This window comes from Winogradskyella sp. 3972H.M.0a.05 (assembly GCF_040493455.1).
In the GTDB taxonomy this organism is placed as follows: Bacteria; Bacteroidota; Bacteroidia; order Flavobacteriales; family Flavobacteriaceae; genus Microcosmobacter.
In genome coordinates, this window is record NZ_JANFDA010000002.1 from 289470 (window position 1) to 302441 (window position 12972).

General features: G+C 36.8%; 9 protein-coding genes. All 9 read left to right on the top strand.

Features of this window, described 5'->3' with window-relative positions:
- Positions 1–58: 58 nt before the first annotated feature.
- The gene (locus tag NCE97_RS04785) at positions 59–3043 is read left to right on the top strand and encodes an amidohydrolase family protein (RefSeq protein ID WP_353777759.1); all 2985 of its coding nucleotides are present in this window, start codon (positions 59–61) and stop codon (positions 3041–3043) included.
- A gap of 10 nt (positions 3044–3053) precedes the next feature.
- Positions 3054–4364, top strand: coding sequence for an amidohydrolase family protein (locus NCE97_RS04790; RefSeq protein WP_353777760.1), 1311 nt, complete (start codon positions 3054–3056; stop codon positions 4362–4364).
- Positions 4365–4524: 160 nt separating this feature from the next.
- A complete protein-coding gene (gene clpB / locus NCE97_RS04795) occupies positions 4525–7131 on the top strand; it encodes an ATP-dependent chaperone ClpB (RefSeq protein WP_353777761.1) in 2607 nt (868 codons plus the stop codon).
- A 184-nt stretch (positions 7132–7315) separates the two neighbouring features.
- Positions 7316–7912, top strand: a complete 597-nt coding sequence (locus tag NCE97_RS04800; RefSeq protein WP_353777762.1) for a TetR/AcrR family transcriptional regulator — start codon at positions 7316–7318, stop codon at positions 7910–7912.
- 55 nt (positions 7913–7967) lie between these two features.
- Positions 7968–8459, top strand: a complete 492-nt coding sequence (locus NCE97_RS04805; RefSeq protein ID WP_353777763.1) for an acyl-CoA thioesterase — start codon at positions 7968–7970, stop codon at positions 8457–8459.
- Positions 8460–8599: 140 nt separating this feature from the next.
- Positions 8600–9463, top strand: a complete 864-nt coding sequence (locus NCE97_RS04810; RefSeq protein WP_353777764.1) for a TraB/GumN family protein — start codon at positions 8600–8602, stop codon at positions 9461–9463.
- Positions 9464–9548: 85 nt separating this feature from the next.
- Positions 9549–11192 (top strand): acyl-CoA carboxylase subunit beta, encoded by a 1644-nt coding sequence (locus NCE97_RS04815; protein ID WP_353777765.1) that lies wholly within the window; start codon positions 9549–9551, stop codon positions 11190–11192.
- Position 11193: 1 nt separating this feature from the next.
- Positions 11194–12465 (top strand): MFS transporter, encoded by a 1272-nt coding sequence (locus tag NCE97_RS04820; RefSeq protein ID WP_353777767.1) that lies wholly within the window; start codon positions 11194–11196, stop codon positions 12463–12465.
- A 69-nt stretch (positions 12466–12534) separates the two neighbouring features.
- A complete protein-coding gene (locus tag NCE97_RS04825) occupies positions 12535–12957 on the top strand; it encodes a DoxX family protein (RefSeq protein WP_353777769.1) in 423 nt (140 codons plus the stop codon).
- The last annotated feature ends 15 nt before the right edge of the window (positions 12958–12972 follow it).

The following is a 12972-nucleotide window of genomic DNA, read 5'->3' on the forward strand; positions in this document are numbered from 1 at the left end:
TCCTCTTTTACTGCCTGCTATTGTTTATCTTTAGAGTTTTAACTCAATACTAACCTATATGCAAAGACTTTTAGCAATTGCAGTTCTTTTCTTATGGTGTTTAAATAGTTACTCGCAGGATTATTTTCCTAATAACACTGGAGTAAAAACACAAAATAGCAACTACACTGCACTAACCAATGCCACAATCCATGTCTCACCTTCACAAACTATTGAGAATGGTACTTTATTAATCAAAGATGGTAAAGTCGTTAACTCTGGTGCCGACATCAACATTCCAAAAAATTCCAACATTGTAGACCTTTCAGGTAAAAGTATCTATCCTTCATTTATAGATGTATTCACAGATTTTGGAATAGAAAAACCAAAACGCGCAACTGGCAATACACCTCAGTATGATGCAAGTCGTTCAGGCTATTATTGGAACGACCACATAATGCCTGAGCAAAGAGGTATAAAAAGTTTTAAGTACGATTCCAAAAAAGCTGAAGCAATGAGAAAGCAAGGCTTTGGCGTTGTGAACACACACATGCAAGATGGTATCGTGAGAGGATCGGGAGTTTTAGTAGCTCTAAATTCTTCTGGTAAAAATGCTGATAGAATTCTTGATGATCATTCTGCGCAGTACCTATCCTTTAGAAAAAGTTTAGCCTCAAGGCAATCCTATCCTACATCCCAAATGGGAAGTATAGCACTCCTAAGACAAATGTATTTAGACGCGGATTGGTATGCAACAGGAGCATCTAAGACAAAAGATATGTCTCTGGAGGCATTGATAGACAACAAAACCTTACCGCAAATCTTTGCTGCAGGAAGCAAGATTACTGCTATACGTGCCGACAATGTTGGCGATGAAAGCGGTGTTCAGTATGTGCTTTTAGGTGGTGGAGACGAATATGAACGTATCGATGAAATTAAGGCTACTAACGCTAAGTTTATTATTCCTATCAACTTTAGAAAAGCTTATGATGTTGAAAATGCATTCTTAACAGCTTCATTATCACTTAGCGATATGAAAGCCTGGAATCAGGAACCAACCAATCCAAAAGTATTAGCCGACAATAACGTAACGTTTGCATTGACAACGCACTCCTTAAAGTCTGCTAAAGATTTTAAATCTAAACTCATGGATGCTATTGCTCATGGTTTGGATAAAACCAAAGCCTTAGAAGCTCTGACTACTGTTCCTGCAGGAATACTAGGAAAGTCTAATGAAATTGGGAGCTTAAAAAATGGTTCTTATGCAAACTTCTTAATTACGTCTGGAGATATTTTTGATAAGAAAACCAAGCTTTACGAAAACTGGGTTCAAGGACAGAAGCACGTGATTCAGGATATGAATGTTAAGGATATCAGAGGTAAGTACGCTTTCAATATAGGAAATCAATCCTATGAATTATCCATTAGTGGAGAACTTTCCAAGCCAAAGTCTGAAGTTACAAGCGGTAATGCTAAGCGAGGAAGTAAACTCACTTATGCCAATGACTGGGTCAATCTTTCGTTTACTGAAAAAGACACAACCACTCAGAAATTCATCCGAGTTACAGCCAATGTTTTAGACTCTGGAAATTTGAAAGGCAAAGCTATTTTCCCAAACGGAAATGAGACCATATTTAGAGCTAAGAAAGATGTCCCTGAATCCAAGGATGAAGACACCAAGCCAGAAGATAAAGGTTCTGAAACTCCAAAGATATTTCCTGTGACCTATCCAAACATGGCCTATGGTTCTACCACTTTACCAAAAGCAGAAACATTATTATTCAAAAACGCTACAGTTTGGACAAATGAATCTGATGGTATTATGGAGAGTACAGATGTTCTCATTAAGAATGGAAAGATTTCTAAAATCGGCTCAAACCTTTCAGACTCTAATGCTAAAGTCATTGATGCCACAGGTAAACATCTCACTTCTGGTATTGTTGATGAACACTCACATATTGCAGCAACATCAATAAACGAATCTGGACACAACTCCTCTGCAGAAGTATCTATAGAAGACGTGTTAGATGCCGAAGACATTGACATCTACAGAAACCTAGCAGGAGGTGTTACGACAATTCAAATACTTCATGGTTCAGCCAACCCTATTGGTGGTCGCTCTGCGATTATTAAACTAAAATGGGGCCATCCTGCGGACGATTTGGTATTTGATGGCGCACCTAAATTTATAAAGTTTGCTTTGGGTGAAAACGTTAAGCAAAGTAACTGGGGCGATAACCAGAGGATACGTTTCCCACAAACTCGAATGGGTGTAGAACAAGTCTACATGGACTACTTCAATAGAGCCAAAGCCTATGATAAAGCAAAGAAAAGCGGCAAACCTTATCGTAAGGATATAGAGCTTGAAGTGCTAGCTGAAATCATCAACAAGGAGCGATTTATAAGTTGTCATTCTTATGTTCAGAGTGAAATCAATATGCTCATGAAAGTAGCAGAGCGATTTAATTTCAGTATTAACACATTTACGCACATTCTTGAAGGCTATAAACTAGCAGATAAAATGAGGGTTCACGGTGCAGGTGGCTCAACTTTTAGCGATTGGTGGGCTTATAAATATGAAGTTAACGACGCTATTCCTTATAATGCAGCGATTATGCATAATCAGGGTGTCGTTACTGCTATAAATAGTGATGATGCTGAGATGTCGAGACGTTTAAACCAAGAAGCAGCAAAGTCTGTAAAGTATGGTGGTGTCAGCGAAGAAGATGCGTGGAAGTTCGTAACACTAAACCCAGCAAAACTATTACATATCGATGATAAAGTAGGAAGTATAAAAGTAGGTAAGCAAGCCGATCTTGTACTATGGTCCGATAATCCTTTGTCAATTTATGCAAAGGCAGAAAAAACGATTATTGAAGGTGTCACTTACTTCGATATTGAAAAAGACAAACGAATGAGAGCCCAAGTACAGAAAGACAAAAGTGAGCTTATCAATATGATGATGAAGGCTAAGAACAAGGGATTAAAAACTCAGCCTATCAAGAAAAAAGAGAAAGCAGTAATGCATTGCGATTATGAAGATCATCAATATCATCAACATTAATACTAAGATCATGAAACATATATATAGATTCTTATTAGTTTTTGCAATTTGTTTAGTTGGTAATGCACAGCAAACACCAGCTGCTAAACAAACGACTCCAATAGCTATCATTGGAGCTACTGCTCATATTGGTAATGGCAACGTTATTGATAATGCACTTATCATTCTTAAAGATGGGAAGATTGAAACCATCGTGGATGGTACGGTAGTAAAAATGGACCTTAAAGGCATGGAGGTTATCTCTGCAAATGGAAAACATGTCTATCCGGGATTCATTGTTGCTAATGCAACACATGGTCTTGTAGAAATTAGTGCCGTTAGAGCTACAGATGACGATGCAGAAGTTGGATTATACAATCCGCATATTCGTAGTATCATTGCTTACAATGCCGAGTCAAAAATCACTGAAAGCATGAGACCAAATGGAGTCTTATTAGGGCAGATTACACCAAGAGGTGGTCGTATTTCTGGCTCCTCCTCTATTGTACAGTTTGATGCCTGGAACTGGGAAGACGCAGCAATAAAAGTAGATGAAGGCATTCATATCAACTGGCCAAATAGCTTCACTAGAGGACGTTGGTGGCTTGGCGAAGACCCAGCTTTGAAACCCAACAAAAACTATTCAAAGCAGTTAGACGAATTAGCCGACTATTTCAATAATAGCAAAGTTTATAGTCAAGGAGATAAAAGTGAAACCAATTTACCTTTTGAAGCCCTTGCTGGTCTCTTTGATGGTTCTAAGAAATTTTACATTCATGCCAATGATGAAAAGGGCATCATTGATGCTATTAATTTTTCTAAAGCCAATGGCATAAAACATCCAGTAATTGTTGGTGGTTATGATGCATATAAAGTCACTGATTTACTGGTAGAAAATAACATTCCTGTTCTATTGAGACGTGTCCATACAAGACCAAATGGTGAAGATGCAGATTATGATTTACCATTCCGCTTAGCAAAGCTATTAGTAGATAAAGGAGTTTTAGTAGGTTTGGAAACCAGCGGTCAGATGGAACGCATGAACTCTAGAAACCTACCCTTCTACGCAGGAACCACTGTCGCGTATGGTTTAACTAAAGAACAAGCATTGCAACTTATAACATCTAATACAGCAAAAATTTTAGGTATTGATGATAACTATGGTTCACTCGAAACAGGAAAAAGCGCAACACTTTTTATCAGTGAAGGAGATGCTTTGGATATGCGTACCAATCTATTGACACATGCCTTTATAGATGGTCGACAAATCAGTTTGGAATCACATCAAACCAAACTCTGGAAACGATATTCAGAAAAGTACAAAAACGATAAAAGCAATTAATTAAAAAGCGAGTTTTACACTCGCTTTTTTAATGATTCAACATCATCGCTAAGCGACAAAACGTCACTAATAATCAATGATTTGCAGACATTTTGTCGTTCTTGTTCTAATGGTAAGGAAATTGAAAGTAAAACTGTGAAAATAAAACATTACAGTATATATGAACTTTAATAATTTCACCATAAAATCACAAGAAGCCATACAGCAAGCACAACAAATTGCTCAAGGCTTGAGTCATCAACAGATCGAGAACGAACACCTGTTCAAAGCCATAATGTCTGTAGATGAAAACGTTATTCCATTCCTCTTAAAAAAGTTGAATGTGAATGTGTCTCTTTTAGAACAAATTCTAGATAAAGAACTGAGCAGCTTACCTAAAGTTTCTGGAGCAGAACTGATGTTGTCTAGAGAAGCTGGCAAATCGCTAAATGAAGCCTCAATCATTGCCAAAAACATGAATGATGATTTCGTCTCTATCGAGCATTTGATATTGGCGATATTCAAATCTAAAAGTAAGATTGCTCAAATCTTAAAGGACCAGAGCGTCACTGAAAAAGAACTAAAAGCGGCCATTGAGGAATTGCGCAAAGGAGATCGTGTGACGTCACAAAGTCAAGAAGAAACATACAACTCCTTAAACAAATATGCCAAAAACCTTAATCAGCTAGCCAGAGACGGTAAGTTAGATCCAGTAATAGGACGCGACGAAGAGATAAGACGCATTCTTCAAATATTGTCTAGACGCACTAAGAACAACCCTATTTTGGTTGGTGAACCTGGAACTGGAAAAACTGCCATTGCAGAAGGTTTGGCACATAGAATTATAGATGGCGATATTCCAGAGAATCTTAAGGACAAGCAAATCTTTGCCCTAGATATGGGAGCCTTGATCGCTGGTGCCAAGTTCAAAGGTGAATTCGAAGAGCGCTTAAAAGCAGTCATTAAAGAAGTAACCACTAGTGAAGGAGATATCGTATTATTCATTGACGAAATACACACGCTTGTTGGTGCTGGTGGCGGACAAGGTGCCATGGATGCAGCTAATATCTTAAAGCCTGCTTTAGCAAGAGGTGAGCTCAGAGCCATTGGTGCAACAACTCTAGATGAATACCAAAAGTATTTTGAAAAGGATAAAGCTCTAGAAAGACGTTTTCAAAAAGTGATGGTCAATGAGCCAGATACAGAAAGTGCGATTTCTATCCTAAGAGGTATCAAAGAAAAATATGAAACGCACCACAAGGTTCGCATTAAAGATGAAGCGATTATTGGTGCGGTAGAACTATCTAATCGCTATATCACCAACCGTTTCTTGCCAGACAAAGCAATTGACTTAATGGATGAAGCTGCTTCTAAGCTACGTATGGAAATCAATTCTAAGCCAGAAGAATTAGATGTTTTGGATAGAAAGATCATGCAATTAGAAATTGAGATTGAAGCCATTAAGCGCGAAAAGGATGAGTCTAAGTTAAAAACATTACGTTCAGATTTAGCGAATCTCAAAGAAGAACGAAACGAGATTAATGCGAAGTGGAAATCTGAAAAAGAAGTCGTTGATAATATTCAGAATATAAAACAAGACATAGAAAACTATAAGCTTGAAGCCGAACGTGCGGAACGCGAAGGTAACTATGGCGAAGTAGCCGAATTGCGCTATGGAAAAATAAAGAATGCTCAAGAACAACTTGAAGGTTTTCAAAAGCAATTACAAGCGCAACAAGAAAATGCATTGATTAAAGAGGAAGTGACTTATGAAGACATTGCAGAAGTTGTAGCAAAATGGACAGGAATTCCTGTCACTAAAATGATTCAGAGTGAACGCGAAAAGCTATTGCGTTTAGAAGACGAATTACACAAGCGTGTAGTAGGGCAAGAAGAAGCTATCGTCGCTGTCAGTGATGCCGTGAGACGCTCTAGAGCTGGTTTACAAAATCCACAAAAACCAATAGGTACATTCTTGTTCCTAGGTACAACTGGAGTTGGTAAAACAGAATTAGCAAAAGCATTAGCCGAATATCTGTTCGATGATGAAAACGCCATGACTAGAATAGATATGAGCGAATATCAAGAACGTCATGCAGTGAGTAGATTGGTTGGAGCGCCTCCAGGTTATGTAGGCTATGATGAAGGCGGTCAGTTAACCGAAGCTGTGAGACGCAAACCATATTCTGTAGTATTACTGGACGAAATTGAAAAAGCGCATCCAGACACCTTCAATATTCTTCTTCAAGTACTTGATGAAGGTCGATTAACGGACAATAAAGGTCGTATTGCTGATTTTAAAAATACGATTATCATCATGACCTCAAATATGGGTAGTCATATCATTCAGGAGAAGTTCGAATCTGTAAAAGATATGGACACCGCTGTTGAAGCTGCAAAAGTTGAAGTACTTGGTCTTCTGAAACAAAGTGTGCGTCCAGAATTCTTGAACAGAATTGATGACACTATCATGTTCACACCATTAACCAAAAGTAATATTGTGGACATTGTTGAGCTTCAGTTAAAATCTGTAACTAAAATGATTGCTCAGCAAGGCATTACATTTGACGCTACAAAAGAAGCTATCGCATATTTGGCAGATAAAGGTTTCAATCCAGAATATGGAGCCAGACCAGTGAAACGTGTCATTCAGAAAGAAGTATTGAATGCATTAAGCAAAGAAATCCTAGCTGGAAAAGTGACTACAGATAGTATCATTTTACTAGATTCTTTTGATGATAAACTGGTATTTAGAAACCAAAGTGATCTTGTTAGTGAAGAGTTTTAGTTAAAATAGGCTAAAATCGAAGTTTTCACTGTAACAATAATTTAAATAAACAGTCTTATAAATGATTGGTTAGAGGAAGCAACACATGTTGATATCGACGCGTAGGTTCAACAATAATGTGTTGCTTTCCGTTTTTGATATATAAAAAATATACCGTTTGGTATATTTTTTATATATTTACCCTATGCAAACAAAAGCTGAACTTACAACGCAGTATATCTTAGAGACCGTTGCTCCTATTTTTAATCAGAATGGTTATGCAGCTACTAGCATGAAAGATATTACAGATGCTACTGGTCTCACTAAAGGTGCTATTTATGGTAATTTCGAAAATAAAGAACAGCTGGCTATTGCTGCATTTAGACACACTATTAAAAAATTGATGAAGCAGATAGGCGATCACCTGGAACAAAGTGATTCGCCAAAGCAAAAGCTTTATTTGATTTCAGATTTTTATAGAAACTATTACAATTATAGTAAGCGATTAGGTGGATGTCCTGTACTCAATATTGGTGTAGATGCTAACAACCAGAATACATTATTGTTGAAGAAAGTGCGCCAAACCATTGAAAAAATTCAAGATCAGGTAGCTGCTTTAATTGAAAAAGGCATTGAGGCTGGTGAGATTACTTCAAAAATTAATGCCATGACCTATGCCAAAAGAATCGATAGCATAATACAAGGCGCAATATTCATGACTTATACTATGGATGATGAGTTTTATTTAAAAGATGCTACGGACCAAATTGACGCTATAATTACAAACGAAATGAGTAAATAATATTTTTTTAATCAAGAATATACCTTTTGGTATATTTTACTAACAAAACAAATCAATGAATTCATTACCAAAAGTCTTAGAAAGTAAAGCTATTATCAGGTTTCAAGATTGCGATCCATTTAACCACCTCAATAATTCTAGTTATCTCAACTATTTTATGAATCACAGAGAGGATATGCTTATAGAGGTGTACGACATAGATATATACAAAATGGCCAGAAAAGAAGGTAAAAGCTGGGTTGTAGGCACTAGTCAAATCGCTTATTTAAAACCTGCTTTTCTAATGGAAAAAGTGACTATGCAATCGCAACTTTTGCATTATACTGATAGTGAACTTTACGTAGAAATGCGCATGTATAATGAAGATAAAAGCCAGCTCAAGGCAATCTTGTGGAGTAGTTTTGTGCATTTTAACCTTCTGAAACAGCAAAGAGAAATTCATACTGAGGATTTCATGAATCTTTTCTCAGCAATTCAAAATCCTGTGGATACATTAAACTTTGAAGACCGTATGAAGTCTATAAAACAGGCTGCAGTAAAATTATAACGATTCATTTTAGGAGCATCAGAAGTGGTGCTAGTTAATTTGGAAGGCTTCTTTATATTTAAAGAGGCCTTCTTTGTAAAAAAACATTTTTTGTGTAACAATTCACTTAACTTTCATACCAATAGAAAATCAAAACTTCCATGAAATTTATTCTCAAAGCGCTTTTTATCACTATACTTTGTTTCTCGCAAGCCCAAGCTCAAAAATTAGAAAATTCTTTACTCTGGAAAATTTCAGGAAATGATCTGGAACAATCTTCCTACTTGTATGGCACAGTACATATCACATGTGATGCTTCACTAAGCACAAAGGTTTTGCAAGCATTAGAAGAAACATCTCAACTTGTTCTAGAACTGGATATGGATGATCCCAGCTTGCAAATGGATATGATGAGCGATGTAATGATGAAAGATGGTAAAACTTTAAAAAGTATGCTTACTAAAGAAGAGTATAACATGCTCAATACGTTTATGACCAATGAAATGGGGATGCCTTTAGAGATGTTTAATTCTATGAAGCCCTTCTTCATCAATGCGATGTTTTATCCAAAAATGCTAGATTGCCCTGTAGAATCTTTTGAAGGTGAACTTATGAAAGTGACCAAAACTCAGAATGAAGAAATTCTAGGTCTAGAAACCGTAAAAGAACAATTGGCCGTTTTTGATGCTATTCCTTATGAGGATCAACTAAAAGATTTATTGCGCTCCGCAAAGGACAATCTGGAATTTGATAAAAAATTCTTTGCAGAAATGTTGAAGGCCTATAATAAAGAAGACTTAAACAAGCTTATGGATATCATGGAAGATGAAAACTATTTGATAAGCTCGAAGCACAGCGATAAACTTCTTGAAAAACGTAATAAGAATTGGATTTCAAAAATTGAAAGTATTGCTGAGGAAACACCTACCTTCTTTGGTGTAGGTGCTGGACACCTCGGTGGAGAAAACGGAGTCATTAATCTTTTACGAAAGCAAGGCTATACTGTAGAAGCAGTCTTAAACTAAATCAATCAACATACTTTAAAACTCCTTCAATTCCCACTTTCGTGGGAATTTTTGGTTTCGTATTTTAGCGTCAAAGAATGCTTACATGGATTTAAACTTCAACAAAAACGAAGATCACAATAAATTATTAGTTTCAGAATTAAAAAAGCGCTTAGCCAAAGTTAAGCTTGGCGGTGGACAAAAACGCATTGACAAGCATCATGCAAAAGGCAAATTAACCGCAAGAGAGCGCATAGATTACCTCTTAGATAGTAAAGCCAAAAGCATAGAAATTGGTGCTTTTGCCGCTGAAGATATGTATCACGAGCATGGTGGTTGCCCTTCGGCTGGTGTTGTTGTAAAGATTGGCTACATAAAAGGCAAACAATGTATTGTTGTTGCCAATGATGCTACTGTGAAAGCTGGTGCTTGGTTCCCAATGACAGGAAAAAAGAACCTTCGTGCACAGGAGATTGCCATTGAAAACCGTTTACCCATTATCTATTTAGTGGATAGCGCTGGTGTGTATCTTCCTATGCAAGATGAAATCTTTCCTGATAAAGAACACTTCGGAAGAATTTTTAGAAATAATGCGGTAATGAGCAGTATGGGTATTACGCAAATTGCTGCTGTAATGGGAAGCTGTGTTGCTGGTGGTGCTTACCTACCGATAATGAGTGATGAAGCATTGATCGTCGATAAAACGGGAAGTATTTTCTTGGCTGGTAGTTATTTAGTAAAGGCAGCTATTGGAGAATCAATTGATAATGAAACGCTTGGTGGCGCAACAACGCATTGCGAAATTTCTGGTGTTACGGATTACAAAGCCAAAGATGATAAAGACGCATTAGACACTATTAAAAACTTAGTGGATAAAATTGGGGATTATGATAAGGCTGGCTTCAACAGAACAAAACCTCAAAAACCTTCTGAAAATCAGGATGACATCTATGGTATTGTGCCTAAATCTCGTGCAGATCAATACGACATGTATGAAATCATAAAGCGATTGGTTGACAATTCAGAATATGACGAATATAAAGCAGGTTATGGAAAGACTATAATAACAGCATATGCCAGAATTGATGGTTGGGCTGTTGGTATTGTGGCTAACCAACGTCATATCGTTAAAACTAAAGGTGCAAAAACAAAGCCTAGCGAAATGCAATTCGGCGGAGTCATATATAATGATAGTGCCGATAAAGCCACACGATTTATTGCCAATTGTAATCAAAAGAAAATTCCTTTGGTGTTCCTACAAGATGTTACAGGCTTTATGGTTGGTAGCAAAAGTGAACATGGTGGCATCATAAAGGATGGTGCTAAAATGGTGAATGCAGTAAGTAATTCAGTAGTGCCTAAGTTTACTATTGTTATTGGTAATAGCTATGGTGCAGGAAATTATGCCATGTGCGGAAAAGCTTATGATCCAAGACTTATTGTTGCCTGGCCAAGTGCTGAGTTAGCAGTAATGAGTGGTAATTCTGCAGCAAAAGTTTTACTTCAAATAGAAAAAGCTTCGCTTGAAAAACAAGGTGAAACTATTACTCCTGAAAAAGAAAAAGAACTATTTGATAAGATAAAGTCGAGATATGACAACCAAGTATCTCCATATTATGCAGCTGCAAGACTTTGGACAGATGGCATTATAGATCCTTTAGAAACTCGTACATGGGTTTCTATGGGTATTGAAGCTGCAAACCACGCTCCTATTGAAAAGCCTTTTAATTTGGGCGTGTTGCAAGTGTAATATGCAACAAAAGGACTCTAATAAGCAATCAATTTTTGTTATAATATTACTGATATTAGCAGCAGAAGCTGTGTTTATTTTACCTTTTGTTTTACAGCGTATTTTTAGACCTACTTTCCTTGAAACCTTTGCGGTTAATAATGAACAGCTTGGTTATTGCTTTTCCATTTATGGGATTGTAGCATTATTTTCATATTTATTTGGTGGTCCATTAGCAGATAAGTTTCATCCAAAAAACTTAATGGCTTCTGCCCTTTTGTTAACTGCTTTAGGAGGATTGTATTTTTCAACCTATCCTGAATATACTAACTTAAAATACCTCTATGGCTATTGGGGTTTTACAACCATATTTCTGTTTTGGGCTGCAATGATTAAGGCTACACGTCTTTGGGGTGGAGCGAACAAACAAGGCATTGCTTTTGGTTTTTTAGATGGTGGTCGTGGCTTAGTAGCTGCTGCTTTTGGCTCTATTGGCGTCGTTATATTTTCGCTTTTTATTGATGTTGATATTTCTGAAACTTCGTTGGTGGAACGTCAGTATGCGTTCAAGCAAGTGATACTTACTTGCTCAGCTATTGTTGGTGTTATTGCTGTTTTGGTTTATTTATTTTTGAAACCATCCCAAAATGCTGATAACAATGAATCTGTAGTAAACACCTTTGATGTTTCAAGCTTCAAAATCCTTTTGGAAATTCCTTCCATCAGATTACTGATGGTGATTATTCTATGTGCTTATACAGGTTACAAAGCAAGTGATTTATTCACACTCTACGCAACAGATGTTATGCATTACGATGCTATAAAATCTGCAGGTGTTGGTACTTCATTGTTGTATATAAGACCAATTATCGGTGTTGCTATAGGCTTTATGGCAGATAGAACTAGGGCGTCACTATGGCTAATCATCGGGTTCTTATTAACGACCTTATCGAGTATACTATTTGCTATTGGAATTATTGACGATAGTACCACAGTTTTATTTGTAATCAATATCTTATTAATTGCTATTGGTATTTATTCTTGTAGAGTGTTATACTTTGCCACGCTTGAAGAAGCCAAAATCCCTATCGCTCTAACTGGTACTGCCGTAGGTTTAGTGTCTATAATCGGTTATACACCAGATATTTTTTCTGGGCCAATGTTCGGTATTTTAGTTGATAATCCTGATAAAGTTCTTGGCTTACAGCATGCATTTTTAGTCCTTACAGCGTTCAGTCTTGTTGGTGTTCTGGCTTCAGTTTGGTTTTACAGAATAACTAGATCTAGACGCTAATACATAATCTCTATTTTCTTATCTCGTTATTTTTCAGTATTTTATAGGGACACATAAATGGAACATATTATGGGTACTATTAAATCATTAAACAAATGGGCCAATAGACACACGTATCTTCCTATCGATTTACTTCGTATAGCTTTGGGTGCTTTCCTATTTTACAAAGGATTCCAGTTCATGGGAAACATTGAAGTACTTGCAGATTTAGCAAAACCTTTTCAGAGTATAGCTGGTAATGTTGTTTTACTTCATTACGTGGCTCCTGCACACTTTATTGGAGGCTTGCTTATCATTTTTGGTCTATTAACGAGATGGGCAGTAATTGCTCAATTGCCAATTTTAATTGGTGCAGTCATTATTAATTTCGGAATGGAAGACAACACTACAGAGTCATTAATTGCTTTGATTGTTTTAGTGGTTAGTCTTTTCTTTCTATTTTACGGTTCTGGTAAGCGTTCTTGCGATTACTATTTTAAAATGCAGAAATAGAAAACTTAGTAAGCT

Coding starts and splice junctions, on each gene's coding strand:
- NCE97_RS04785 (WP_353777759.1), top strand. CDS start 59: ATGCAAAGACTTTTAGCAATTGCAGTTCTTTTCTTATGGTGTTTAAAT.
- NCE97_RS04790 (WP_353777760.1), top strand. CDS start 3,054: ATGAAACATATATATAGATTCTTATTAGTTTTTGCAATTTGTTTAGTT.
- clpB (WP_353777761.1), top strand. CDS start 4,525: ATGAACTTTAATAATTTCACCATAAAATCACAAGAAGCCATACAGCAA.
- NCE97_RS04800 (WP_353777762.1), top strand. CDS start 7,316: ATGCAAACAAAAGCTGAACTTACAACGCAGTATATCTTAGAGACCGTT.
- NCE97_RS04805 (WP_353777763.1), top strand. CDS start 7,968: ATGAATTCATTACCAAAAGTCTTAGAAAGTAAAGCTATTATCAGGTTT.
- NCE97_RS04810 (WP_353777764.1), top strand. CDS start 8,600: ATGAAATTTATTCTCAAAGCGCTTTTTATCACTATACTTTGTTTCTCG.
- NCE97_RS04815 (WP_353777765.1), top strand. CDS start 9,549: ATGGATTTAAACTTCAACAAAAACGAAGATCACAATAAATTATTAGTT.
- NCE97_RS04820 (WP_353777767.1), top strand. CDS start 11,194: ATGCAACAAAAGGACTCTAATAAGCAATCAATTTTTGTTATAATATTA.
- NCE97_RS04825 (WP_353777769.1), top strand. CDS start 12,535: ATGGGTACTATTAAATCATTAAACAAATGGGCCAATAGACACACGTAT.